Source organism: Massilia litorea (assembly GCF_015101885.1).
Taxonomy (GTDB): Bacteria; Pseudomonadota; Gammaproteobacteria; order Burkholderiales; family Burkholderiaceae_D; genus Telluria; species Telluria litorea.
In genome coordinates this window covers 4026563-4051315 of sequence record NZ_CP062941.1, presented here as the reverse complement: position 1 = coordinate 4051315, position 24753 = coordinate 4026563, and the positions used below count along the sequence as shown (strand labels likewise).

Here is a 24753-nt window from a genome sequence, read left to right as displayed (position 1 = left end):
TCAACGCGAGCCCAACCGGATTATCCCAACATGCAATACGTGTCTACCCGCGCGACCAGCGCGTCCGCTTCCCGCAATCCCGAGTCCTTCTCCTCCATCCTGCTCGGCGGCCTTGCCCCCGACGGTGGCCTGTTCATGCCGGCCGAATACCCGCGCGTCAGCGGCGAGGAATTGAACGCCTGGCGCAAGCTGCCGTACGCCGAGCTGGCCTACGAAATCCTGCGCAAATTCGCGACCGACATTCCGGAAGCCGACCTGAAGGCGCTGACCGCCAAGACCTACACGCCCGAGGTCTACCGCAACGCGCGCGCCGGAGAGTCGGCGGCCGACATCACGCCGCTGCGCACGCTGGAGGAAGAGGGCAATCGCAAGTTGGTGCTGCAGGCGCTGTCGAACGGCCCGACCCTGGCCTTCAAGGACATGGCGATGCAGTTGCTGGGCAACCTGTTCGAATATGCGCTGGCGAAGGACGAGGATGAGCTGAACATTTTCGGCGCCACCTCGGGCGACACCGGCAGCGCCGCCGAATACGCGATGCGTGGAAAACGCGGCGTGCGCGTGTTCATGCTGTCGCCCGCCGGGAAGATGAGCCCCTTCCAGACCGCCCAGATGTTCAGCCTGCAGGACCCGAACATCTTCAACATCGCCGTCGAAGGCGTGTTCGACGACTGCCAGGATCTGGTCAAGGCGGTGTCGAACGACCTGTCCTTCAAGGCACGCCACAAGATCGGCACCGTCAATTCGATCAACTGGGCGCGCGTCGTCGCCCAGGTCGTGTACTACTTCCGCGGCTACCTCGCCGCGACGACCGACAACACGCAAAAAGTCTCGTTCACGGTCCCGTCGGGGAACTTCGGGAACATCTGCGCCGGCCATATCGCGCGCATGATGGGCCTGCCGATCGACAAGCTGGTGGTCGCGACCAACGAGAACGACGTGCTCGACGAGTTCTTCCGCACCGGCGTCTACCGGGTACGCAAATCGGCCGAGACCTTCCACACCAGCAGCCCGTCGATGGACATCTCGAAAGCTTCGAACTTCGAGCGCTTCATCTACGACCTGGTCGGACGCGACAGCGAGCGCACCCACGCGCTGTTCCGCAAGGTCGACACCCACGGGGGCTTCGACCTGTCGGGCGCGCCGGGTGCGGACGGCGACGAATTCAGGCGCGTCGGCGAATACGGCTTCGTGTCGGGCAAATCGACCCACGCCGACCGCCTGGAAACGATCCGCATGGTGGCGGACGATTACGGCATCGTGATCGATACCCACACCGCCGACGGCATCAAGGTCGCGCGCGAACACATGGCGCCCGGCGTGACCATGATCGTGCTGGAAACCGCGCTGGCCGCGAAGTTCAACGAGACCATCCTCGAGGCCCTGGGTACGGATGCCGAGCGTCCGGCCGGCTTCGAGGACATCGAAAGCCTGCCGCAGAAGTTCGTCGTGATGCGTCCGAACGTCGACGAGATGAAGACCTTCATCGCGGCGCACACGGGGCTGTGAGCATGAGCGCCACCGAGAAACCGGCGCCGCGCCCGATGCTGTCGGTGCGCGAGGCGCTCGACACGCTGCTGGGCGCCGCCCGTCCCGTGCAGGAAACCGAACGGGTGCCGACCCTGGAAGCCAACGGCCGCGTGCTGGCCGAGGACCAGGCGTCGACGATCGATGTGCCCTCGGCCGACAACACTTCGATGGACGGCTATGCGGTGCGTGCGGCCGATTGCGTCAATGGCGGCGCCGTCCTGCGCGTCACCCAGCGCATCCCGGCCGGCCAGGTGGGCGCGCCGCTGGAACCCGGCACCGCGGCGCGCATCTTCACCGGCGCGATGATCCCGGCCGGCGCAGACGCGGTCGTGATGCAGGAACAATGCGAACCGACAGGCGACAGCGTCACCATCCGCCACACCCCGAAGAGCGGCGAATGGATCCGCCGCACGGGCGAGGACATCGCGGCCGGCGCTACCATCCTAGCCGCCGGTACGCGCCTGCGCAGCCAGGAGCTGGGACTGGCCGCCTCGGTCGGCCTGGCCAGCCTGCCGGTGCGCCGGCGCCTGCGGGTGGCCGTCTTCTTTACCGGCGACGAGCTGACCATGCCGGGCGAAGCGCCGGGCGGCGTGCTGGCGCCGGGCGCGATCTACAATTCGAACCGTTTTACGCTGCGCGGCCTGCTGGAGAACTTCGGCTGCGTCATCAGCGACTTCGGCATCGTGCCCGATACGCTCGCGGCCACCCGCGCCACGCTGGTCGAGGCGGCGCGCGAGAACGACCTGATCATCACCTCGGGCGGCGTCTCGGTCGGCGAGGAAGACCATATCAAGCCGGCGGTGGAAGCCGAGGGCCAGCTGAACATGTGGCAGATCGCCGTCAAGCCGGGCAAGCCGCTGGCCTTCGGTGAGGTACGGCGGGAAAACGGTCATGCGTTCTTCCTCGGCCTGCCGGGCAACCCGGTGTCGAGCTTCATCACCTTCCTGCTGTTCGTGCGTCCCTTCCTGCTGCGCCTGCAGGGCGTGAGCGGACCGGTGGAACCGCGCGCCTGGCAGCTGCGCGCCGACTTCAGCTTGCCCAAGCCCGACCGCCGCAACGAATTCCTGCGCGCGCGCGTGAATGCCGGCGGCGGCCTCGACCTGTTCCCGAACCAGAGCTCGGGCGTGCTGACCTCGACCGTCTGGGGCGACGGCATCATCGACAATCCACCGGGGCGCATCATCAACGAAGGCGACATCGTGCGCTTCATTCCCTTCGCCGAACTGCAACACTAGGAGAAACCACATCGTCATGCACATCGAACTGCGATTTTTCGCGTCCGTGCGCGAAGCCCTCGGCCTCGCCAGCGAACGCATCGAACTGCCCCCGGGCGTGACGACGGTGGGCGCCGTGCGCGCGCACCTGGTCGAACGCGGCGGCGTGTGGGCGCAGGCCCTCGGCCAGGATCGCGCGCTGCGCATGGCCTTCGAGCACGTGATGTGCGGTCCGGAGACGGAAGTAAGAGAGGGCGGGGAAGTGGCCTTCTTCCCGCCTGTGACCGGCGGGTAAACAAAAAAGGGCGGCCGGGGCCGCCCTTTTTTTTACAGTGCGACGATCGACTTTTCCGCCAGCGCCATCAGCCTGGCGCAGTTGTCGCTGCGCGCGCTGAAGTCGCGCCAGGCGGTATTGCGCGCCATCTCCTGCCATTTCCGGAGCGCGTCGGCATCCATGTCGACCACGCGCGCACCGTTGCGCGAATAGACATTGGCCACGGCCGCATCGTCGCCCTGGGCCATGCGCAGCGCGAACTTTTCGAGGTCGGCGCCGACCGCCATGATCGCGGCCTGCTGGTCCTTGTGCAAGCGGTCGAACACGGTCTTCGACATCAGGAGCGGTTCCAGCATGAACCAGTAGCCGCCGCTGCGCGCCGTGGTCAATGAACGCGACACGTCCTGCAGGCGGAACGAGATCAGCGAGGTCGAGGAGGTAAACGCGGCGTCCAGCGCGCCGCTCTTCATCGCGGCATGGATGTCGTTCGAGGGCACGTTGACGATGGTCGCTCCCGCTTCCTGCAGGACCAGGTCCATTTCGCGTGAGCCGCCGCGCACCTTGAGGCCGCGCGTGTCTTCGGGCGCGAGGATCGGCGTGCCGCGTGCGGCGACGCCGCCGGCCTGCCAGATCCAGCTGATCACGACCAGGCCCTGGTCGGCCAGGATGCGGGTCAGCTCCTTGCCGACTTCCGCATTCTTCCAGCCATAGCCTTGCGCATAGGAGGTCACCAGGCCCGGCATCAGGCCGATGTTCGCTTCCGGCGACTCGGCGGCGGCATACGAGAGCGGCACCAGGGCCAGTTCGAGGCTGCCCTTCTTCAGGGCGCCGAACTGGGCGTTCGGCGCCATCAGCGCGGCGTCGGGATAGATCGAGAACTTCAGGCTGCCGCGCGTGCGTTTTTCGACGTCGGCCGCGAACATGCGGCACAGCCGGTCGCGGAAGTCGCCTTCCATGACGCTGCCGCCGGGGAACTGGTGCGAGATTTTCATCGACTGCGCGGCCCATGCACTGCCGAGCCACAGGGGGCTGGACGCGATCGCGCCCAGCAGGGTTCTACGAGCCAGAATCGGCCCTGTCTTCAACGACATATTCATCCTCCAAGATGAGTAAAACGACACTACCGGGCGAATCGTGCGCGCCTTGTGGCACGCATCGTTCACTTTTCTACCTTTTAGGTATGTATAAGAATATTCTCCTGATAAAGCTTGTCAAGCAGTATCTTGTTTTCTTAACAAATGCATCGTGAATAACTGTCGAGTATCCCTCGCGCGGAGAGATACCGGACTGAAGCGCATCAGGGAGGAGGACGGAACTTATTTCTTGTCGAGCGTGTCGCACACGGCGCAGGCGATACCGCGCTTCATGTTGCGGTAGCGGGTGCCGATAAACAGCGCCGAGGCGACTGCCGACCAGGCCAGGGCCGAGAGCAGGGCGCGCGGCAGGGTCTCGCCGCCCATCATGTCGATGCCGGTCAGCAGCGCGGCCATCGAGACGACGGCGATCAGGTACTGGACGATCCAATGGACCAATGGTGGCATGCTGTCTCCTTACAGGTTTTTGAGGAAGCGGCGCAGCGCGTCGTTGACCGCCTGCGGCTGGTCGATCATGGCGAAGTGGCGCGCATTCTCGACCGGCGCGACCTCCAGCTTCGGGGTGCCGGTCATCAGTTCCCGATAATACGCCACCTTGTCCGCCGACGATATCCCGCCCTGGGCCGCGCTGTCCGGGCCGTAGAAGGGCGCCAGCACGAGTACCGGCGCGGTGATCTTCGACAGGCCGGGGCGCAGGTCGAGTGCCAGCACGGCGCCGACCCAGGCCGCCACGGCGGCGGGATCGCTGCGGCTGGTCAGCTGCGCCAGGTCGTCCGCCTTGCCCATGTCGACCGTGCCGATGGCGCGCATGTATTGCCGCTGCTGGGCGGCGAAGGCGGCGGGGTCGGCAGCCGCCATCCGCTGGCGCATCGCGTCCGCCATCGCGGCGCGCTGTTCCGGCGGGCTGTCTTCGGTGCGCGGCATGACCGGCAGGCCGTCGATGGCGACCGTGCCGCCGATCCGGCCCGGCAGTTCCTCGGCCAGCGCGATCGCCAGCGTCGCGCCCAGGCTATGCCCGACCAGCACCGGACTGGCCAGCCGGCGCGAGGCGATCAGCTCCTTCAGCGCGCTTTTTGCCGCATCGAAGGGATTGCCCTCGACCGCCGGGCGTCCATCGAAACCGGGCAGGGTCACGACATACACGGCTTGGCTGCCGGCGAACGCGCGCACCGTTTCCTGCCATACCCAGCCGCCCGTGGCGAGGCCCGGTATCAGGACCAAGGGCTTGCCGCCGGCACCGAAGCGCTCGACCAGCATGCCCTGCAGCTCGAAGCGCTCGGCCGGTGCGACGGCGCCGGCAAAGCGGTTGGGGGCGGCCGGGACGTCAGCGGCAAAGGCCGGCGTCAAGCTTGCGGCGAGCAGTGCGAACAACAGGGTGGCTTTCATGCGGGCTCCTGGTCAGGGTTGAAGATGGCTTCGATCGGTTGCTGGAATAAACGGGAAATCGCAAAGGCGAGCGGGAGGCTGGGGTCGTAGCGCCCGGTCTCGATGGCGATCACGGTCTGGCGCGAAACGTCGAGCAGCTCGGCCAGGCGGGCCTGGCTCCAGCCGTGTTCGGCGCGCAGTTCGCGAATATGGTTGTTCATCGGCCGAGCGCTTTGCGCACGAGCTGTACTGCGCCGAGCGACAGGCAGAGCACGGCCCAGACGGTGAACATCGACAGCTTGGCAAAGCCGGCCGTTTCGAGGAAGCCGTAGGTGAAGCTCAGGCCGGCCGTGATCGCGGCGGCCAGCGCGATGTTTTCCAGCAGCCGCATCCGGATGTATTCGTCGGCGCGCTGCACCTGGCGCGCGATGGCCCAGATGGCCGCGCCAAAGCCGATCATCGGGCTGGCCAGGATCGCCGTGCGCAGCAGGCTGTCCGGCATCGGCCGCCCGAACCTGATCGCCGCCACCAGCAGGATGGTGTAGAGCGCGAACGCGGCGAACAGCTCGCGGTAGTAGATTCGGGCGATACGCTTTTCACGCATGACACTGGCCTCCATGTAAAGTATGCTTTACATGGTAGACAGCGTTTCCGGTGATGTCAAGCTTCCTTTACATTGAGGCCGCTAGCGCTCGAATTGGCGCTCCACCCAGGCGGCGACACCATCCAGGCTGCGGAACTCCGCAACCGAACGGCAGGCAACCTGCGGGTGGCGCGCCGCGAACATGCGCGCCAGCGCCGCGCCCGGCCCCAGCTCGAGCGCCACGCTGATCCCGCTCTCGACGGCCGCGTCCATGCAGGCGCGCCATTCGATCGTCTCCGCCAGCTGGCGCGACAGGTGTTCGACCGCCGCATCCTTGCTCGCGATGCGCACACCGCTGATCCCCGACAGTACCGGGCACTGCCAGCCGTGGAAGGGCGCACCGGCGAGTGCGCCGGCAAAGGGCTGCACCGCCGCGGCGATCAGGGGCGTGTGCGAAGCCACGGCGACCGGCAGGCGCTGCATGCGCGCGCCGGCGGCCTCGCAGGCGCCGGCAAAGGTTTCGTATGTCGAAGCGGGTCCGCCGGCGACGCAAGCGTCTTCGCCATTCACGATGGCGAGCTGCCAGTCGCAGGCCCGGGCGATCGCGCGCACGCGTTCGAGCGGCAGGGCGCTGACGGCGGCCAGGGCGCCGCGCACGCCTGCAGCGGCAGCGGCGTCCATCAGCGCGGCGCGCCGGCTTGCCAGTGCGATTGCATCCTGAGCAGGCAAAGCGCCCGCCACGCCATGCGCAGCCAGTTCGCCGATGCTGTAGCCGGCGACCAGCGCCGGCGCCGGCAGCCGAGGGCGCAGCGCTTCCCAGGTGGCGAGGGTGGCGGCGACGATCGCCGGCTGGGCGATCCGGTTGTCGAACAGGGTATCCGGATCGAGCGCCGGCGCGCAGGCATCGAGCAGCGCGGCGCCGGCCGGATCGCCGCGCGCCAGGTCGTACATGGCGGCGTGCTGGCCGCCCTGGCCCGGACACAGGATCAGCAGGCGCGCGCTCACGGCAGGGTGCCGCTCGTTGCAGCATGCACGAGGCAGGTGGCGGCCAGCAGGTCCGCCGCGCCGCCGGGCGAGATGCGCCGCGCGACGAACAGGCGATGGCAGGCCAGCGCCCGTTCGCGCCAGTGTGGATCGCCCGTTCCGCCGGCGTCGAGGAAGGCCTGCGCCTGCTCGCGTACGGTGGCCGCGCCCGCCGCGCCGCCGCGGTGGAACACGTTGGTGTCGCTGACGCGCGCCATCAGCGCGAACAGGGCGTCGATGCGCGCCTGCTGCAGGCCGCGTCCCGCGGCGAGCGTCGCGCGCAGCGCCGGCAGGCCGGTCTCGAACACGGACGGGAGGCCGAGCGCCGCTTCCTCGCGCGCGCCGCCGGCGCCGTGCAGGTCGGCCACGCGCAGGCCGTTCGACTGCTGTGCACCCGGCACCGTATGCGCCGCCAGTTCCTCGCCCCAGCGCAGCAGCAGCACCGCACGCAGGCCGGCGGGCGTCAGGGCGACACCCTGGGCGCGCGCCCGGCCGATGGCCGCGCACAGCAGGCCGAGGCTGAAGATCGCGCCGCGGTGGGTATTGATGCCGCGGGTCGCGAGCAGCATGCGCGCTTCCGCCTCGATTCCCAGCCGCTTCAGTTCGCCGAATAGCGCGCCGTGGGCACCTGCGCGGCAAATGCGGGAAAAATAATGGCGCAGCGCGAACAGGCTGCGCATGAAGGTCTCGGCATTCATGTCGCCGTGGCTGCCGTTGTCGACCAGCGAAACGAGGCCCGGTTTCGGATACAGCGTCAGCTCGGCGTACAGGCAGCGCAGCGCCAGCCGCGCGACGGCGCCATGCAGCGCCTGGTCCGGTGCGGCGGGTGGGCGCGGCGCGAGCAGTGCGCGGCGGGCGGCGATGGCGGCAAGGCTCATCGGTCCTCCAGCGTGGCCAGCAGCGCGGCGCGGCTATCGAGGCGCACCGCGTCCATCGTTTTCACCAGCACCCGCATGCCGTCGCGGGCGTCGCGCCACTCCTTCCAGGCCACGGCCGCGCCTCCCGGGAACAGGATTTCGCCGTCGAGCGGCAGGGCGTCCGCATGGCGCGACAGCGCGGCGATTCCCGCATCGAGTTCGCTGCGGCTGCGCGGCGCGAGCAGCAGGTCGATGTCCGAGCGCGGGGTCAGGTAGGGAAGTCCGGTGATGGCCTGCAGCGCGAGCGAACCGTAGGCACGCAGCGCGGTGCCGCCGCCCAGCGCAGCGAGGTCCGCGCGCCAGGTTTCGGGTGCGGCCGCCATCGCCTCAGGCAGCGACAGCGCACCCGCGCGACGCGCGACATGCTGCGACGGGACGCGCAGCGCGATGCGCTCCTTCGGCGCGTCGGCCCCGGCCGGCGGCAGCGCGATGCCGAGCGAAACGATACCGGCCGGCTGGCCGACATCGCGCCGCCGCACGACCGCCGGCCAGCCCTGGCGTTCCCACAGCGCGAGCGATCGCAGGTCGCCGGGGCGCACCGTCTTCGCTGCCTCTTTCCACCCCTGCGCCGTCAGCCAGACCAGGTCATGACGCGAGTACATCGCGCCCCGCCATGATGGCTTCGATCACGGGCTGCGCGAACTTGCGTCCGCCGCGCGCCAGGCCAAGCGCGGCGCGCTCGTCGACGGGGGCGAGCTCCGCCAGCGCCGCTTCCAGCTGCGCGCCGAGCTCGCCCTGCCAGATTTCTCGCACCCCACCCATGCGCAGGTAGTTTTCCGGCCCCGGCGCGAAGACCGGATTGCTGGCCGCGAGTTCGGTCAGCCGCTCCTCGGGCACCTTGGTGATGCGCGCCATTGCCGGCAGGCCCATCACGCGGATGGTCGAATCGGGCAGCGCGTAGCAGGCGTCGGCCATCAGGCCGCTGGTGATGAAGCCGCCGGACAGGGCCTGGTCGTACACCAGTCCCAGCACCGGATGCCCCTGGCGGCGCGCCAGTTCCACGCATTTGCCCAGGTGGGCCATGTAGCTGTTAATTCCCAGCATTTCGTCGCGGTGGCGCAGGCGCTGGCCGACGGTGTCGACCAGGATCAGGATCGGCCGCCCCGGGTGCTCGCGCACGGTCTGCAAAATGAAACGCGCCTGCGCCAGGGCGATCTCGACCCCGATCGGCGCGTGGCCGGTGGTGCCGACGACGGCCACCCTCGTCTCGCCTACCTGGGCCGTCCCGCTCAAAAACAGGTCGCGCTCGGTGATGTCGTGCCCGCGCGGGAACAGGGCGCTCGCGATTGTGTTCCAGTCCATCAGTTCGCTCCAATCCGGTGTGCGGCTACCTGTTCCACGAAAGGCCCCGCTTCGAGCAGCGGCAGGCTGCGCGGCTCGGCGATCCCGAGCGCGGCCCAGATCTGCATTGGTTCCTCCAGGGTGCCGAAGCGATCCAGGCGCCGGGCCAGCATGTCCTGCTCGGCTTCCAGGGCCGCCAGGCTCAGGGCAGTCTCCTGCACCTGGAGGCGATCCAGCGTCGCAATGGCCGCGGCGCGGAAGTCGGCCACTTTGTCCGCCACCAGCTCCTGGCAGTCGCCCAGCAGGTAGCGATGCTTGCCGCCGGTGGTGCGCCAGACCAGGGCGCGGTCGCGCGAATCGAATTCCTCGACGCCGCTGGCGGTCTCGATGACTTCCGGTCCCGACATGCCCAGGCGCGCCTCTTCCGACATGATCACGGCATTCGTGCAGCGCGCCACGATGCCCATGCCGCCGAAGCAGCCATTGGCGCCGCCGATCAGGGCGATCACCGGCACGCCGGCATTGCGGGCATCGAGCACGGCGCGCATCACTTCCGAAACGGCGACCAGGCCCGCATTCGCTTCGTGCAGGCGCACGCCGCCCGATTCGAGCAGCAGCACCACGCCCGCCGCGCGCTCGGCGATGGCGCGGCGCAGCAGGCCCACCAGCTTGGCCCCATGCACTTCGCCGACCGCGCCGCCCATGAAGCCGCCTTCCTGGGCGGCGGCAAAGACGGTCCGGCCATCGAGGCACGCGCGGCCGACGGCGACGCCGTCATCGAAGGCGACCGGGGCGTCGAGCTGGGCCAGGTGCGGGCTGATCACGCGCGCTTTCGGCGGCAGGAATTCGGTGAAGCTGCCCGCGTCGAAGAGCTGGGCCAGGCGCTCGCGCGCCGACAATTCCAGGTAGCTGCTCATGGCGGGCCTCCCAGCACGGTCTCCACGGCCTGGTCCAGGCGCAGGCTGACCACGGCGGGCGTGGCGCCCATGTCGTTGATGGCGATGCGGGTGTCCGTCAGCTGCCAGCGCTCGTGGAAGTCGCGCATGACGGCTTCCCAGGTGGCGCCGAAGCCCAGGGCCGCGGTATTGACTTCGATCGCGCAGTCTCCGTTCAGGGGCGCCGATTCGATCAGCACCTCGAGGTTGCCGGAGCTGACGACGCCGACGACTTCCGCGGTGTGCGGCAGCGCGCGGCTGCCGCCTGCAAATCGGTATGTAAGCTTTTCCATGGTGTCTCTTCTACCAATGATCGTTACCAGTTGCGGAAGCGCTTCGGCGGCTCGTACATGCCGTGCGATGCGCGCACCAGGTCTTTCATGTTCTTGGCCGCCAGCAGGTCGCGCGTGGCGAGCCGCTTGTCGATGCCCAGGTCTTCGGCCCGTTTGATGACGCCGCGGTCGCGCAGGTTTTCGACCATGCGCCGGTCGCGTCCCAGGCCCACCGGGGTGTAGCCGGCCACGCCGCGGATCGCCTGTTCGCGCTCTTCTGCGCTACGGCACAGCAGCAGGTTGGCGATGCCTTCTTCGGTCAGGATGTGGGTCACGTCGTCGCCGTAGATCATTACCGGCGGGATCTCGAAGCCGGCCTGCTCGGCCAGTTCCCAGGCATCCAGGCGCTCGACAAAGGCCGGCTGCATGTGCTCGCGGAAGGTCTCGACCATCTGCACGACCAGCTTCTGGCCGCGTGGGATCGTGTTGCGCTCCCCGCGTGCCTCGGCGCCGGCCTTGAGCCAGGCCGGACTCGCGTGACGCCTTCCGCGCGCATCCGCTCCCATGTTCGGTGCGCCGCCGAAGCCGGCGATGCGGCCGACGACGGCCGTCGAGGAATTGCCCTGCAAGTCGATCTGCAGGGTCGAGCCGATGAACATGTCGCAGGCATAGTGGCCGGCGGCCTGGCACAGCGCCCGGTTGCTGCGCATGCTGCCGTCGGGGCCGACCGCGAACACGTCGGGGCGGGCGCGGATGTAGTCTTCCATCCCCAGCTCCGAACCGAAGGAATACACGGATTCGACGAAGCCCGATTCGATCGCCGGAATCAGCGCCGGATGCGGGTTCAGGGCCCAGTGACGGCCGATCTTCCCCTTCAGGCCAAGGTCGGTCGCATAAGTCGGCAGCAGCAGCTCGATGGCCGCGGTGTCGAAGCCGATGCCGTGGTTCAGGCGCTCGACCCCGTACTCGGCATAGATGCCCTTGATGGCCATCATCGCCATCAGCACCTGGATCTCCGAGATCAGGGCCGGGTCGCGCGTGAACAGCGGCTCGATGTAATACGGTTTCGGCGACTGCACCACGTAGTCGACCCAGTCGCCCGGGATGTCGACGCGCGGCAGCGTGTCCATGATGCGGTTCACCTGGACGATGACGATGCCGTTCTTGAAGGCGGTCGCCTCGACGATGGCCGGTGTGTCCTCGGTGTTGGCGCCGGTGTACAGGTTGCCGTTGCGGTCGGCCGCTTCGGCCGCCACCAGCGACACGCGCGGCGGCAGGTCGATGAAGTAGCGCGAGAACAGCTCGAGATAGGTGTGGATCGCGCCGATGTTCAGCTTGCCGGCCGAGGCCAGCTTCGCCACCCGCCCGGCCTGGGGGCCGGAAAAGGAAAAGTCCAGGCGCGAAGCCACGCCGCGTTCGAACACGTCGAGGTGTTCCGGCAGCGCCAGCACCGACTGCAGCATGTGCAGGTTGTTAATGCGCGAGGGATCCAGTCCCGCCAGCGCCGCGGCCAGGAAATCGGCCTGCTTCTGGTTGTTCCCCTCGAGGCAGACGCGGTCGCCGCAGGCCAGCACGCTGTGCAGCAGGTCCTGGACCCGGCCGCTGGGGACGGCCTTGCCGTCCAGGTCGCGCCCGAGCACCGCGCCTGTCCTTTCCAGGCGCGCCCTACGGTCGGCCTGGAGCGTGTTCCAGGTCTTGTCCGGCGCGTTCATCAGCTTCCCCCCATCAGCATGGCGGGCAGGCCGGTGGCGATCTGCGGGAACACGCACAGCAGCACGACGGCGACGAACATCAGTCCGACGAAGGGCATGACGCCGTAGATCACGTCGCGCAGCGGAATGTCGGGCGCGATGTTCTTGATCACGAAGATGTTCAGGCCGACCGGCGGGTGGATCAGGCCCATCTCCATTACGATCGTCATCACCACGCCGAACCAGATCAGGTCGAAACCGGCTTCGCGCAGCGGCGGCAGGATGATCGGCGCCGTCATCAGGATGATGGAGACCGGCGGCAGGAAGAAGCCGAGCACGATCACCATGAACAGGATCACCGACAGCAGCACCCAGCGCGACAGGTGCATGTCGACCACCCATTGCGCGGCCGACTGGCTGATGTGCAGGTAGCTCATCACATAGGAATACAGCAGCGACATGCCGATGATCAGGAGCAGCATGGTCGATTCCTTGATCGTCGCGGCCAGGAAGGGAGACAAGTCCTTCGGGTGCCACAGCTTGTAGACGACCGCGATCAGGACGATCGCCAGCAGTGCGCCCAGGCCGGCGGTCTCCGACGGCGTCGCGTAGCCGCCGTAGAGCGCGATCATCACGCCGATCAGCAGGACCAGGAAGGGCAGCACGCGCGGCAGCATCTCGACCTTTTGCGAGAGCGTGAAATGCTCGTTCTCGAGATAGGCCGACTTGACGCCGCCGCCTTCATAGGCGGCCTTGGCCATGCCGTATTCCTTGCGTGCGCGGTAGACCGCGTAACCGGCGAACATCAGCACCAGCAGCAGGCCGGGGCCGATCCCGGCGAGGAACAGGCGACCGAGGGACTGTTCGGCGGCGACCGCATACAGGATCATGGTGATCGAGGGCGGCAGCAGGATGCCGAGGGTGCCGCCGGCGGCGATGATGCCGGCCGCGAAGCCGGGCGAATAGCCGCGCTTCCTCATCTCCGGGATGCCGGCCGAGCCGATCGCCGAGCAGGTCGCGGGCGAGGAGCCGGCCATGGCCGCGAACAGGGCGCAGGCGAAGACGTTGGCGATGCCGAGTCCCCCCGGCACCTTGTGCAGCCAGGCGTGGATCGCGCCGTACAGGTCGCGGCCCGCCGGCGACTTGCCGATCGCCGCGCCCTTCAGGATGAAGAGCGGGATCGACAGCAGGGTGATCGAGGCCATTTCCTCGTACACGTTCTGGCTGATCGTGTCGAGCGAGGTGGCCGGCATGAAGAAGTACATGAAGGCGGTGGCCACCAGGCCGAGCGCGAAGGCGATCGGCATGCCGGAAAACATGACGATCAGCGTGACGGCGCCGTACAGGGCGCCCAGGGTCAGGTCGCTCATGGGGCGCTCCGGGTTTCAGTCGGGGCCACGGCCCGCTTGTCGGTAAAGTGGGCCAGCACCTGAACCAGGATCTGCAGGGCCAGCAGGGTCATTCCGGCCGCCATCATGGAGTAGGGAATCCACAGCGGCGGCGCCAGCGTCGAGGACGTGGTCTGGCCGTCGACCCAGGCTTCATGGCACAGCGCCCACGACTTCCAGGCAAAGAAGGCGCAGAAGGCAAGGGAGAGCAGGTCGACCAGGAACAGGCGCGCGGCGTTGACCTTCGGCGGCAGGATCGTGGCCAGGGCTTCGATGCCGATGTGGCCACGGAAGGACTGGACATAGGCCGTGCAGAAGAAGGTCACGCCCACCAGCATGAAGACCGAAGCCTCGTCCTGCCAGTCGGTCGGGGTCTTGAAGAAGTAGCGGGCCACGACCGAATAGGTCAGCACCAGGGCGGTGAGGATCATCGCCACCATCGACAGCTTCAGCAGGACCGAGTTGACGCGCGCCAGCAGCAGCTGCATCGCTGCGACCGGCGCGCTGCCCGACACGGCGGGCAGCCGTGCCGATTCGAGCTCGAAGCCGTGGCTCACAGCGTCTTCTCCGCCAGGGCCAGCAGCTTGGCGCAGTTCGGATTACGCTCTGCATAATCCTTCCAGGCGGTGTTGCGGGCGATCGCCTGCCACTTCTTGATGGTCGCCGGCTTCAGGTCGACTACCGTGGCGCCCTTCTTCTGGTAGACGGTCGCCACTTCCTGGTCGTCTTCCTGCGCTTCCTTGCGGGCGAAGGCTTCGAGCTCGCCGCCCACGGCCATGATGGCTGCCTGCTGGTCCTTCGGCAGGCGGTCGAAGACGGCCTTCGACATCATCAGCGGCTCGAACATGAACCAGTAGGCGCCGGTGCGGCCCGTGGTCAGGGCTTTCGAGACTTCCTCGAGACGGAACGAGATCAGCGAGGTCGAGGAGGTGAGCGCCGCGTCCATCGCGCCGGTCTGCATCGCGGCATAGATTTCGTTCGAGGGCAGGGTGACGACGGCGGCGCCGGCTTCCTTCAGGATCAGGTCCATCTCGCGCGAGCCGCCGCGCACCTTCAGGCCGCGCGCGTCTTCCGGCTCGACGATCGGCTTGGAGCGCGAGGCGACACCGCCCGCCTGCCAGATCCAGCTCACCACCACGATGCCTTTTTCGGCGAGGATGCGTGCCAGTTCCTTGCCGACTTCGGCATTCTTCCAGCCGTAGCCCTGCTCGTAGGAGGTCACCAGGCCGGGCATCAGGCCGATGTTCACTTCCGGGACTTCGCCGCCGGCATACGAGAGCGGCACCAGCGACATGTCGAGGGCGCCCTTGCGCATCGACGAGAACTGGGCGTTCGTCTTCATCAGGGAGGAGCCGGGATAGATCGAGAATTTCAGGGCGCCCTTGGTGCGCTTTTCGACCTCGGTGGCGAACATGCGGCACAGGCGATCGCGGAAATCGCCCTGGGTGACGCTGCCGCCCGGGAACTGGTGCGAAATTTTGAGGGACGTGTTCGATTGGGCACGTGCGGCCTGCAGCCAGAGTGGGGTGGTAGCGAGTGCGCCCAGGACGGCCCTGCGGGTGATTGCCGGCATATCTATCTCCAAGAAGTGTAGTGATCGTTCGGATCGTGCCTGCGGTCAAGCCGTATGCATCGTCCGTCTTCGTGTATACAAGATTAAACTTAAAATATACGTTGTCAAGCTATACTTAGCTTTTATAATGAGATATCGAATACATGAATAGTGGGCAGCATATGAAGAGCAGGTCGGAAACCTTGAAGGACGCAATCGAAGAGATGATCGCCGTCGGCAAATTCGCCCCCGGCCAGCACCTCGACGAGACCGAGCTGGCGGCATCCTTCGGCGTCTCGCGCACGCCGATCCGCGAAACCCTGATCCAGCTCGCCTCGATGGGCCTGGTCGTGATCCGCCCGCGCCGCGGCGCCGTGGTCGCCGAACTCGGACCGCAGCAGCTGGTCGAGCGCTTCGAGGTGATGTCGGAGCTGGAATCGATCTGCGCGCGCCTGGCCGCGCGTCGCATGACGCCGGCCGAACAGGACGCGCTGCGGGCGGCCCACGCCGCCTGCAAGGAAGCGATGACCTCGCAGGACCCGGACGACTACTATGTGAAGAACGAGGCCTTCCACGAGGCGATCTACACCGGCAGCCACAACCAGTTCCTGATCGAGCAGGCGCGCAGCCTGTACCGGCGCCTGCGGCCCTACCGCCGCCTGCAGCTGCGCGTGCGCGACCGGGTCAGCAATTCGTATGCGGAGCACGACGAGATGGTCCAGGCCATCCTCGACGGCGACGGCGAACTGGCCGCGCGCCTGACGCGCGAGCACGTGATGATCCAGGGGCAGCGCTTTGCGGACCTGATGGCGTCCCTGCCGCAGTTGCAGGCTGCCGCGGCCTGAGTCGTTCGGCAGGGGCTGACCGGCGCAGCCTTGTCGTCTACAATGCGGCTCCCGATCTTCTGTGCCGCTTCCCATGCCGATTCCTTCATCCCTTCCACAGCGCGTCGCCGTCGTCGGCGGCGGACCGGCCGGCCTGATGGCGGCCGAAGTCCTGGCCGCCGGCGGCGTGCAGGTCGAGGTCTTCGACGCGATGCCCTCGGTCGCCCGCAAATTCCTGCTGGCCGGGAAGGGCGGCATGAACATCACCCACTCCGAGCCCTATGCCGATTTCGTTCTCCGCTATGGCGAACGCAGCACGCAGGTCGGCGCCTGGCTCGATGCCTTCGGGCCGGACGCCGTGCGCGCCTGGATCCACGGCCTCGGGATCGACACCTTCATCGGTACTTCGGGCCGGGTCTTCCCGACCGACATGAAGGCGGCGCCCCTGCTGCGTGCCTGGCTGCATCGCTTGCGGGAAGCCGGTGTACGTTTTCACATGCGCCACCGCTGGCTCGGCTGGGAGGGGGAAGCGCTGCGCTTCGCGACGCCGGACGGCGACACGTCCGGGCAGTTCGACGCCGTCGTCCTGGCGCTGGGGGGGGCGAGCTGGGCGCGGCTGGGATCGGACGGCGCGTGGGTGCCCTTGCTGGAAGCGCGCCGCGTCGAGGTGGCGCCGCTGGTGCCGGCCAATTGCGGCTTCGACGTCGACTGGTCGCCCCACTTCAGCGACAGGCATGCGGGCGCGCCCTTGACCACCGTGGCTATCGAGTATGAAGCCCGCGCAGGCAAGCGTGCGCGGCGCCAGGGGCAGTTCGTGGTGACGAGTAGCGGCATCGAAGGCAGCCTGGTGTATGCCTTGTCGAGCATCCTGCGCGACCAGATCGCGGCGCGCGGCGAAACGATGGTCTGGCTCGACCTCGCGCCCGACCACGATGCGCAGCGGGTCCATGCCGAGGTCACCCGGCCACGGGGCGCGCGCTCGATGTCGAGCCATTTGCAGAGCCGGCTGGGGATCAAGGGTGTGAAGGCTGGCCTGCTGCGCGAATGCCTGGCACAGGCGGATTATCTGGATGAGGAAAAGCTGGCGGCGGCGATCAAGGCGCTGCCGCTGGTATTAAAGCGTCCGCGGCCGATCGACGAGGCGATCAGCAGTGCGGGCGGGGTGCGTTTCGAGGCGCTCGATGACAACGGCATGCTGCGTGCGGTACCGGGCGTGTTCGTGGCCGGAGAAATGCTCGACTGGGAGGCGCCGACGGGCGGGTATTTGCTGACTGCCTGCTTTGCCAGCGGGCGGGCGGCGGCGCAAGGGGTGCTGCATCACCTGACGTGACGCATGCTTCACGCGTGGGCACGGGGTGCCCACCCTACGATCATACGGATCGCCGGCTCCATCAATGATCGAAATGGACGTCGCCTGAACCCGTGCGGCTGATACTGCGCTGCGGCGGATTCCCGTACACATCCACATCCCCGCTGCCGCTGACGGCCGCCGCCACCGTGGCGTGCGCGGTGACGCTGGTGTTGCCCGACCCGGTCTGGCGCACCTTCACCTCGTCCGCCCGCAGGCGCTGGGCGTCGAGGGTGCCGGAGCCGTTCGATACGGCCTGGAAGCTGCGCGCGGCGCCGGCCAGGGTGATGGTGCCGCCGCCGCTCAGCTCGGCCTCGACGCTGTCGCCATTGCCGGCATCGACGGTGAGCTCGCCGGTGCCGTGCAGGGTGGCCTTCGCCTGGCGGTAGCGGCCGTTGAAGTCGACGCTGCCCGAGCCGTTCAGTTCGAGCTCGATGCGCTCGCCCGAAAAGCCGTTGATGCGGGTCTCGCCGCTGCCGTCGACGCCGACCCGGTCGAGCGCAGGGAGGGTCAATTCGACTTCGATCGGCTGGCGGTGGCGCAGCACGATGCCGCGGGTGCCGATGTGCAGCACGCGCCCGTCCTGGCCGGTCTCGACATTGGCCAGCAGGCGCTGTTCGCCGCGCACGACCAGCGCCGGCTCCGCGCCGTAGCGCAGGGTCAGGTCGATCGGCCCGCTCAGTTCGACCGCCCGCGCCTCGCGCGTGATCTTGCGCGTCTCGTCGCCGACGATGCGCGCATCCAGGCGCGCGGTGCCGCCCTGGGCGCGCAGCACGCCATAGGACAGGCCGATCAGGACGAAGGCAAGGATCAACAGGCCGAGGCCTACCCGTAACAATGAACGCATCGTTTCTCCTCAGCTGCCCCGGAGCAGGGACATGTTCATTTGCAGGTAGCGCTTCACGCCCAGCGCCGCATAACGGGTGACGACGATCGAGACCAGGAACAGCACGATCCCGCCCAGCACCATGGCCAGGCCGAGCACCGTCTGGGTCGCGCGCGACTCTTCGTCCATCTCGGTCGAGATGCGGATGCCGCTGCCGGCCACCCGTTCGGCGCGGCGCACGGCGCGCGCGCCTTTGCTGGCGCCGGCATCGTCGCCGGTGTCGGCACCTGCGTCGGCACCTGCATCGGCGCGGTTATCCTTGTCCTGGCTGACTTCGATGCCGGTGTCGCCGATCGTGATCCGGGTGCGCGTGCGGTCGCGGTCGTCGATGGCGCCGTCGACGACGTGGCGCAGCGGTCCGTCGAGCACCAGTTCGTTGGCGCCGGCCAGGCCGCTCGCGGTGATGGCGATGCCGCTCACATAGAAGGCAAACGCGCCCGCGTACAGCGCCGCCAGCAGCGAGCCGAACACGGCCGCCGGGATGACCATGAACAGGTTGAAGATCAGCAGGCCCAGCACCGACACCATCAGGCGTACCAGGTTCGCCGGGTTCTTCTGCTCCTTGAAGGCATCCATGTGGGTGCTGGTGCGCAGGGTGAGCGCCACCTTCTTCGGGTCGTCCAGTTCGCGTGCGATGTCGGCTTCCGGCCGGCCGGCGGCAATGCCGTCGACGAAGCGCTGCTCGTACCAGGCCAGGGTCCTGGCCTGCAGTTCGGGCGGCAGGCCGAGCATGGCGCGTTTCAGCGCCTCGAGGTATTCGAGCTTGCCCATGGATCAGGCGTGGCCGACGGCGAGCATCGACAGCAGGGCCGGGCCCGTGGCGTTGGCGTGCGCGCCGAAGAGTTCGGGCGCGACCAGGGCCAGCGTGCTGGCGGCAACCAGTGCCAGCAGGAGCAGGGTGCGCAATCCGAGTTGGGGTGTCATGGCGATGTCCGTGATCCGGTTATCCGATGCTGCTACTGTACGGACCCGGCCTGATGTTTGCCATCGCCCTGCGACAGGCTGCCGTTTTTGCGGCTTGAGGCGCGTCCACGCAGGATGGCCGACGCCGCCGCCTGGCCACTGCGCACCGCCGACTCGAGCGTGGCAGGGTAGTCGCCGGCCGTATAGTCGCCGGCCAGCACCAGGTTCGGCAGCGGCGTGGCGTTCGCCGGACGCGCCAGCTCCGGGGTGCAGGCGAAGGTGGCGCGTTTTTCGGTGATCACGCGCGACCACTGCGGGCTTCCCAGGCCCAGCGCCGGGAAGGCCGCGTCCAGTTGCGCCGCGACGGCGCGGGCCAGGCTGTCCTGCCTGTACTCGGCGGCCGCGCCGGCGGCACTAATGACCACTGCCAGCAGGCCGCCCTGGTCGGTGTCGAGCTGGCCCCGGTCGAACACGAACTGGCCGAAGCGTTCGTGTTCCGGATCGTCGAGCAGGGCGCAGACGGGCAGCGGCAGGCGTAGCCCGCGGTCGTATTGCAGGTAGCAGGTGGCGATCGGCTCGTATTCGAAGGCGCCCAGCTGGGCGGCCAGGCCGGCCGTCTCCGGAAAGGAAGCGAGCAGGGCGCCCGACTGCGCAGCGGGCGTGGCCAGCACGACGGCGTCGAAACGTCCGCTCCAGTCACCGCCGAGCGCCTGGCCGCTGGCCTGCAGCTGCCAGCCGCCGGCGCTGTGCTCCAGCGTGTCGACCTTGGCGCCGAGGTGCACGGTGCCGCCCTTCGCTTCGAGGTAACGCGCGGCGGCCTGCGGAAACAGGGCGCTCAATTCCAGGCGCGGGACCAGCATGTCGGAGGCCGCCCGCTTCGCGCCCAGGCTGTCGCGCAGCACGGCAAGGAAGACGTTGCTTGATGCCCGTTCCGGCGCCGTGTTCAGGGCCGCCAGGCAGAGTGGATGCCACATCAGGCGGTTCAGGCGGGCGGTCTGGCCGAAACGTTCCAGTAGTACGCTGACGCTCACGTCCTGGTCGAGGCGCCAGCCCATCCAGCGCGCGGCGGTGGAAAAGCGCGCCAGCGCCAGCTTGTCCTCGCGCGCCAGGCCGCCGGCGCGTACCAGGGCGACGATCATGTGCCAGGGCGCGGGCAGGCGAGGGGCGACGAAATCCATGCCGCCGCTGCCTGCGGGATAGCGCATCTGGAGGGGCAGGCGTAAAAATGCCCTGGCCGGGTCGACGCCGACCCGCTTCAACAGTGTCAGGGTGTCCTTGTAGGCGCCGAGCAGGATATGCTGGCCATTGTCCAGCAGGCGGCCATCGAGCTCGATGGCGCGCGCGCGTCCGCCAAGGGTGCGCGCCGCTTCGAACAGGGTGACGTGCCGGCCGCGCCGCGCCAGTTCGACCGCCGCGGCGCAACCGGCCCAGCCGCCGCCGACGACGGCGACCGCGCCGGCAGCCTTCCCATCAGTTGCGGACATAGGTCTTCCACGCCAGCCAGAGCTTGCGCAGCGGCGTGAGCGAGATGCGCTGGTTCAGGACGTGGAAGTTGTCGCGCGCGATCTCATCCAGCAGGGTGCGGTAGATCGCCGCCATCATCAGGCCGGGACGCTGGGCGCGCCGGTCTTCCTTCGGCAGGAGCGCCAGCGCCTCGTCGTACATCGCCTGGGCGCGCTCGGTCTGGAACTTCATCAGCGCCTCGAACTTGTCGCTGTGGCGGGCGCCCAGCAGGTCGGCCGCCGTGACGCCGAACTGCTGCAGCTCGTTGACGGGCAGGTAGATGCGGCCGCGGCGCGCATCGTCGCCGACGTCGCGGATGATGTTCGTCAGCTGGAAGGCCAGCCCGAGCTTCTCGGCGTACTGCAGGGTCTGCGGATTGGTATAGCCGAAGATGCTGGCCGAGAGGATGCCGACCACGCCGGCCACATGCCAGCAATACTTGCGCAGGCCCGGGTAGTCGAGATAGCGGCTCTGGTCGAGGTCCATCTCCATGCCGTCGATGATCGCCTGCAGGTGCTGCTCTTCCAGGTGGTAGACCGCGAGGTGCGGCTTCAGGGCCTGCGTGACCGGGTGGGTCGGCGTGCCCTTGTACATGGTCGACACCTCGGTGCGCCACCAGGCCAGCTTGATGCGGGCCAGCGAAGCGTCGGTCGCTTCGTCGACGGTATCGTCCACCTCGCGGCAGAACGCGTACAGGGCCGTGATCGCACGGCGGCGCTCGGGGGCGAGGAACAGGAAGCTGTAATAGAAGCTGGAACCGCTCTGGACAGTCTTTTGCTGGCAGTATTCGTCAGGAGACATGTAAAAAAGGCAAGGTTGGGTGATGCGAATCCGTTATCTTAGCCGATGCCGGGTGCGGCTGGGTCCGATCGAAGGCAATTATGCTGACATTCGCAGGGCGCGCCAGCCCATGATCACGTAATCCTTCTTGCCCAGCTGCGGCCGGCGGCGGAAGACGTCGTAGCCGGCGGCCTCGATGCATTCGAGGATGCGCAGCCCGCCCTGGATCACGAGGCGCAGCTCCCAGCCGATGCGGCCCGGCAGCCGGGTCGCCAGCGGGGCGCCCGACAGCATCAAGGAACGGGCCCGCGCGACTTCGAAGGCCATCAGCCTGCGCCAGGCCGGGGTATCCGCCTGCGCCGCGATATCGGCTTCGCCTACGCCGAAGCGCTGCAGGTCTTCCAGCGGCAGGTAGATCCGGCCCTTGCCGATATCGATGCCGACGTCCTGCCAGAAGTTGATCAGCTGCAGGGCGGTGCAGATGGCGTCGGCCTGGACCAGGTTCTGCTCGCCGCCGACGCCATACAGGGCCAGCATCAGGCGTCCGACCGGATCGGCAGAGCGCCGGCAATAGTCGAGGAGAAGCGCGTAATCCGGGTAACGCGTGGTGACCACGTCCTGGCGGAAGGCGGACAGCAGGTCGCGCAGGGGCTGTAGCGGCAGCGCGTATTCGGCGACGACCGTGGCCAGCCGGGCGAACATGGGGTGTGCGGGCATGCGTCCGGCGGCGATCTCGTCGAGTGCGGCTTCGTATTCCGCCAAGCCCGTGAGTCGCTCGGCGGGCAGGGCGTCGCCCTCGTCGGCGACGTCGTCCGCCCCGCGCGCGAAGGCATAGATGGCTTCGACGGCCGGCACCAGGCGGCGCGGCAGCAGGATGGAGGCGACGGGGAAGTTTTCGTAATGATCGACGGCCATGCAGTTCAAATGACCGGCAAGTCATCCGCAGTAAGTGAGCGCTACATTATAAAGGGCGCCGATACGCCCCGCACTCCATGAAAATTCACTCCTATGGTGTCAGAAAATCCAGTAAAATACCGGGTTGAAGTTGTAGCCCATAGACAATGGAGTGCAAGGGCGGCCGGATTTACTGTCGGGCGCCCTTTGTTTATGTGGCAGTATGCAATCCTGCGCGAGGATGGCGAAATTGGTAGACGCACCAGGTTTAGGTCCTGACGCCAGCAATGGTGTGGGGGTTCGAGTCCCCCTCCTCGCACCACGAATAATTATTTTTTTGGACGATTTTTACGATGGCAACTGCAGTCGAAACCCTGGATAAACTCGAGCGTCGCCTGACGATCACTTTTCCGCTGAGCGATGTCCGTTCGGAAGTTGAAAAACGCCTCAAGAAGCAGGCCAAGACCGCCAAGGCTCCTGGTTTCCGTCCTGGCAAAGTGCCTCTGAAAATGGTCGCAGCCCAGTATGGCTACCAGATCGAATCGGACGTGCTGAACGACCGCGTCGGCCGCGCTTTCAACGAAGCCGCCAACGAGAACCAGCTGCGCGTTGCCGGTTTCCCGAAGATCGAGCCGAAGGAAGACGCACCGGAAGGCATGCTGGCTTTCGACGCGACCTTCGAAGTGTTCCCGGAAGTCGTCATCGGCGACCTGTCCGCGATTGAAGTCGAGACCGTCAAGGCCGAGGTCTCGGACGCCGAGATCGACAAGACCATCGACATCCTGCGCAAGCAGCGCGTGCACTACCACACCAAGGGTGAGGCAGGCGAGCACGGCGACGGCGGCGAGCCGGTCGCAGCCAATGGCGACCGCGTGACCGTCGACTTCGTCGGCGTGATCGACGGCGTGGAATTCCCAGGCGGCAAGGCTGAAGACTACGCCTTCGTGCTCGGCGAAGGCCGCATGCTGCCGGAATTCGAAGCCGCCACCGTCGGCCTGAAAGTCGGCGAAAGCAAGACCTTCCCGCTGGCTTTCCCTGCGGACTACCACGGTGCCGACGTGGCCGGCAAGACCGCCGAGTTCACCATCACGCTGAAGAAGCTGGAGTGGGCGCACCTGCCGCAAGTCGATGAAGAGTTTGCCAAGTCGCTGGGCATCGAAGACGGTTCGATCGAAAAGATGCGCGCCGACATCAAGACCAACCTCGAGCGTGAAGTCAACGCCCGCGTCAAGGCCCGCAACAAGGAAGCCGTGATGGACGCCCTGGTCAAAGTGACCGAGATGGACGTGCCGACCGTGATGATCCAGCAGGACTCCGAGCGCCTGGCCGAGCAGACCCGCCAGGACATGGCCCAGCGCGGCATGGACGTCAAGAGCATGCCGTTCCCGACCGAACTGTTCGCCGAAAAGGCCGAGCGCCGCGTGCGCCTGGGCCTGATCCTGTCGCAACTGGTCGCTGACAACAGCCTGCAGGCAACGCAAGAGCAGGTGAAGGCCCAGATCGAAGATTTCGCACAGAGCTACGAAGACCCGAAAGAAGTCCTCAAGTACTACTACAGCGATCGTCGCCGCCTTGGTGAAGTGGAAAGCCTTGTTTTGGAAGAAAACGTCGTTAACTATGTGCTTGGCAAGGCGAAGGTCAGCACCAAGGCCGTCGCTTTCGATGAATTGATGGGCAGCAACCCACAAGGCTGAGCGCAGGCTTAGTCTTCGAGTTTGCCCTACTTACAAGGAACGAGACAGGTATGAACCGTAATCCGGCATTGGACACCCAAGCACTCGGCCTCGTGCCGATGGTAGTTGAGCAAAGCGGCCGCGGCGAACGCGCGTACGACATTTACTCGCGTCTGCTCAAGGAGCGCGTGATTTTCCTGGTCGGTCCTGTCAACGATCAGATGGCCAATCTGATCGTCGCCCAGATGCTGTTCCTGGAGAGCGAGAATCCCGACAAGGACATCTCGCTCTACATTAACTCGCCTGGCGGATCGGTTTCGGCCGGTCTGGCGATCTTCGACACGATGAACTTCATCAAGCCCGACGTTTCGACGCTGTGCACCGGCCTGGCTGCCTCGATGGGCGCCTTCCTGCTGGCCGCCGGCGCCAAGGGCAAGCGCTTCTCGCTGCCGAACTCGCGCGTCATGATCCACCAGCCGTCCGGCGGATCGCAGGGCATGGCTTCGGACATCGAAATCCAGGCCAAGGAAATACTCTACCTGCGCGAGCGCCTGGCACGCATCATGGCCGAGAACACCGGCCAGAGCGTCGAGCAGATCCACAAGGACACCGACCGCGACCGCTTCATGTCGGCGGAAGAGTCGGTGGATTATGGCCTGATCGACAAGGTGCTCACCAACCGAACGTGAACTGAGCGCACCTGAATCGCGCTTGAGCCGACACAAGGTGTTGCTTAAAAAACGCCCGGGCGCCAACACGTTCGGGCGTTTGTTTTTTATTTCGGGTAGCATGGCGGTGTGCGCATGCATTGTCGCGTGCACCGCAA

At 67.1% G+C, this 24753-nt stretch carries 28 protein-coding genes and 1 tRNA gene; 8 read left to right on the top strand and 21 right to left on the bottom strand.

Features of this window, described 5'->3' with window-relative positions:
- The first annotated feature begins 30 nt into the window (after positions 1 to 30).
- The 3 genes from thrC to moaD are packed head-to-tail and all read left to right on the top strand — an operon-like array spanning position 31 to position 3036.
- On the top strand, positions 31 to 1506 hold the full coding sequence (gene thrC, locus LPB04_RS18280; protein WP_193685923.1) for a threonine synthase: 1476 nt from the start codon (positions 31 to 33) through the stop codon (positions 1504 to 1506).
- Positions 1507 to 1508: 2 nt separating this feature from the next.
- On the top strand, positions 1509 to 2762 hold the full coding sequence (locus LPB04_RS18275) for a molybdopterin molybdotransferase MoeA (protein ID WP_227496467.1): 1254 nt from the start codon (positions 1509 to 1511) through the stop codon (positions 2760 to 2762).
- A gap of 16 nt (positions 2763 to 2778) precedes the next feature.
- The gene (gene moaD, locus LPB04_RS18270; RefSeq protein ID WP_193685922.1) at positions 2779 to 3036 is read left to right on the top strand and encodes a molybdopterin converting factor subunit 1; all 258 of its coding nucleotides are present in this window, start codon (positions 2779 to 2781) and stop codon (positions 3034 to 3036) included.
- A gap of 32 nt (positions 3037 to 3068) precedes the next feature.
- Here moaD and dctP read toward each other — a convergent pair whose 3' ends face one another.
- From dctP to LPB04_RS18195, 15 genes are all read right to left on the bottom strand, one after another.
- Positions 3069 to 4106, bottom strand: a complete 1038-nt coding sequence (gene dctP / locus LPB04_RS18265) for a TRAP transporter substrate-binding protein DctP (protein ID WP_193685921.1) — start codon at positions 4104 to 4106, stop codon at positions 3069 to 3071.
- 225 nt (positions 4107 to 4331) lie between these two features.
- Complete coding sequence (locus LPB04_RS18260; protein WP_193685920.1) at positions 4332 to 4556, bottom strand: hypothetical protein; 225 nt, start codon at positions 4554 to 4556, stop codon at positions 4332 to 4334.
- Between the two features lie 9 nt (positions 4557 to 4565).
- The gene (locus LPB04_RS18255) at positions 4566 to 5495 is read right to left on the bottom strand and encodes an alpha/beta fold hydrolase (protein WP_193685919.1); all 930 of its coding nucleotides are present in this window, start codon (positions 5493 to 5495) and stop codon (positions 4566 to 4568) included.
- On the bottom strand, positions 5492 to 5695 hold the full coding sequence (locus tag LPB04_RS18250) for a helix-turn-helix transcriptional regulator (protein WP_193685918.1): 204 nt from the start codon (positions 5693 to 5695) through the stop codon (positions 5492 to 5494). Before LPB04_RS18250 ends, LPB04_RS18255 begins: the two co-directional genes overlap by 4 nt.
- A complete protein-coding gene (locus LPB04_RS18245) occupies positions 5692 to 6078 on the bottom strand; it encodes a hypothetical protein (RefSeq protein WP_227496466.1) in 387 nt (128 codons plus the stop codon). Before LPB04_RS18245 ends, LPB04_RS18250 begins: the two co-directional genes overlap by 4 nt.
- 81 nt (positions 6079 to 6159) lie before the next feature.
- Entirely contained in the window at positions 6160 to 7062 is a 903-nt protein-coding gene (locus LPB04_RS18240) for an ACP S-malonyltransferase (protein ID WP_193685916.1), read from the bottom strand.
- Positions 7059 to 7958, bottom strand: a complete 900-nt coding sequence (gene mdcB, locus LPB04_RS18235) for a triphosphoribosyl-dephospho-CoA synthase MdcB (protein ID WP_193685915.1) — start codon at positions 7956 to 7958, stop codon at positions 7059 to 7061. Before mdcB ends, LPB04_RS18240 begins: the two co-directional genes overlap by 4 nt.
- Positions 7955 to 8599: a malonate decarboxylase holo-[acyl-carrier-protein] synthase gene (mdcG, locus tag LPB04_RS18230; protein WP_193685914.1), complete on the bottom strand. Its 645-nt coding sequence runs from the start codon at positions 8597 to 8599 to the stop codon at positions 7955 to 7957. Before mdcG ends, mdcB begins: the two co-directional genes overlap by 4 nt.
- Positions 8583 to 9299 (bottom strand): biotin-independent malonate decarboxylase subunit gamma, encoded by a 717-nt coding sequence (gene mdcE / locus LPB04_RS18225; RefSeq protein ID WP_193685913.1) that lies wholly within the window; start codon positions 9297 to 9299, stop codon positions 8583 to 8585. Before mdcE ends, mdcG begins: the two co-directional genes overlap by 17 nt.
- Entirely contained in the window at positions 9299 to 10195 is an 897-nt protein-coding gene (locus LPB04_RS18220) for a biotin-independent malonate decarboxylase subunit beta (protein ID WP_193685912.1), read from the bottom strand. Before LPB04_RS18220 ends, mdcE begins: the two co-directional genes overlap by 1 nt.
- Positions 10192 to 10506 carry a malonate decarboxylase acyl carrier protein gene (gene mdcC / locus LPB04_RS18215; protein ID WP_193685911.1) on the bottom strand — a complete coding sequence of 105 codons (315 nt, stop codon included), beginning with the start codon at positions 10504 to 10506 and terminating at the stop codon, positions 10192 to 10194. The genes LPB04_RS18220 and mdcC overlap by 4 nt, the downstream gene beginning before the upstream one ends.
- Positions 10507 to 10529: 23 nt before the next feature.
- Positions 10530 to 12197, bottom strand: coding sequence for a malonate decarboxylase subunit alpha (mdcA, locus tag LPB04_RS18210; RefSeq protein ID WP_193685910.1), 1668 nt, complete (start codon positions 12195 to 12197; stop codon positions 10530 to 10532).
- Positions 12197 to 13546 carry a TRAP transporter large permease gene (locus LPB04_RS18205; RefSeq protein ID WP_193685909.1) on the bottom strand — a complete coding sequence of 450 codons (1350 nt, stop codon included), beginning with the start codon at positions 13544 to 13546 and terminating at the stop codon, positions 12197 to 12199. The genes mdcA and LPB04_RS18205 overlap by 1 nt, the downstream gene beginning before the upstream one ends.
- On the bottom strand, positions 13543 to 14121 hold the full coding sequence (locus LPB04_RS18200) for a TRAP transporter small permease (protein ID WP_193685908.1): 579 nt from the start codon (positions 14119 to 14121) through the stop codon (positions 13543 to 13545). The genes LPB04_RS18205 and LPB04_RS18200 overlap by 4 nt, the downstream gene beginning before the upstream one ends.
- On the bottom strand, positions 14118 to 15137 hold the full coding sequence (locus LPB04_RS18195; protein ID WP_193685907.1) for a TRAP transporter substrate-binding protein: 1020 nt from the start codon (positions 15135 to 15137) through the stop codon (positions 14118 to 14120). The genes LPB04_RS18200 and LPB04_RS18195 overlap by 4 nt, the downstream gene beginning before the upstream one ends.
- Positions 15138 to 15298: 161 nt before the next feature.
- Between LPB04_RS18195 and LPB04_RS18190 the strand changes: the two genes are divergently transcribed.
- Positions 15299 to 15961, top strand: coding sequence for a GntR family transcriptional regulator (locus LPB04_RS18190; RefSeq protein ID WP_193685906.1), 663 nt, complete (start codon positions 15299 to 15301; stop codon positions 15959 to 15961).
- A 73-nt stretch (positions 15962 to 16034) separates the two neighbouring features.
- The gene (locus LPB04_RS18185; RefSeq protein WP_193685905.1) at positions 16035 to 17270 is read left to right on the top strand and encodes a TIGR03862 family flavoprotein; all 1236 of its coding nucleotides are present in this window, start codon (positions 16035 to 16037) and stop codon (positions 17268 to 17270) included.
- Positions 17271 to 17331: 61 nt separating this feature from the next.
- Here LPB04_RS18185 and LPB04_RS18180 read toward each other — a convergent pair whose 3' ends face one another.
- From LPB04_RS18180 to hpnC, 6 genes are all read right to left on the bottom strand, one after another.
- On the bottom strand, positions 17332 to 18135 hold the full coding sequence (locus tag LPB04_RS18180) for a GIN domain-containing protein (protein WP_193685904.1): 804 nt from the start codon (positions 18133 to 18135) through the stop codon (positions 17332 to 17334).
- 9 nt (positions 18136 to 18144) lie between these two features.
- On the bottom strand, positions 18145 to 18945 hold the full coding sequence (locus tag LPB04_RS18175; RefSeq protein ID WP_193685903.1) for a DUF1700 domain-containing protein: 801 nt from the start codon (positions 18943 to 18945) through the stop codon (positions 18145 to 18147).
- 3 nt (positions 18946 to 18948) lie between these two features.
- A complete protein-coding gene (locus LPB04_RS18170; RefSeq protein WP_193685902.1) occupies positions 18949 to 19098 on the bottom strand; it encodes a hypothetical protein in 150 nt (49 codons plus the stop codon).
- A 32-nt stretch (positions 19099 to 19130) separates the two neighbouring features.
- Positions 19131 to 20561 carry a hydroxysqualene dehydroxylase HpnE gene (gene hpnE / locus LPB04_RS18165; protein ID WP_193685901.1) on the bottom strand — a complete coding sequence of 477 codons (1431 nt, stop codon included), beginning with the start codon at positions 20559 to 20561 and terminating at the stop codon, positions 19131 to 19133.
- Positions 20548 to 21381: a presqualene diphosphate synthase HpnD gene (gene hpnD, locus LPB04_RS18160; protein WP_193685900.1), complete on the bottom strand. Its 834-nt coding sequence runs from the start codon at positions 21379 to 21381 to the stop codon at positions 20548 to 20550. The genes hpnE and hpnD overlap by 14 nt, the downstream gene beginning before the upstream one ends.
- A gap of 78 nt (positions 21382 to 21459) precedes the next feature.
- Positions 21460 to 22275: a squalene synthase HpnC gene (hpnC, locus tag LPB04_RS18155; protein WP_193685899.1), complete on the bottom strand. Its 816-nt coding sequence runs from the start codon at positions 22273 to 22275 to the stop codon at positions 21460 to 21462.
- 214 nt (positions 22276 to 22489) lie between these two features.
- Between hpnC and LPB04_RS18150 the strand changes: the two genes are divergently transcribed.
- The 3 genes from LPB04_RS18150 to clpP all read left to right on the top strand — a co-directional run bounded on the left by LPB04_RS18150 (position 22490) and on the right by clpP (position 24616).
- Positions 22490 to 22576, top strand: a tRNA-Leu gene (locus tag LPB04_RS18150).
- A gap of 31 nt (positions 22577 to 22607) precedes the next feature.
- Positions 22608 to 23948, top strand: a complete 1341-nt coding sequence (gene tig / locus LPB04_RS18145) for a trigger factor (protein WP_193685898.1) — start codon at positions 22608 to 22610, stop codon at positions 23946 to 23948.
- 50 nt (positions 23949 to 23998) lie between these two features.
- Positions 23999 to 24616, top strand: coding sequence for an ATP-dependent Clp endopeptidase proteolytic subunit ClpP (gene clpP, locus LPB04_RS18140; RefSeq protein WP_193685897.1), 618 nt, complete (start codon positions 23999 to 24001; stop codon positions 24614 to 24616).
- Positions 24617 to 24753 lie beyond the last annotated feature (137 nt).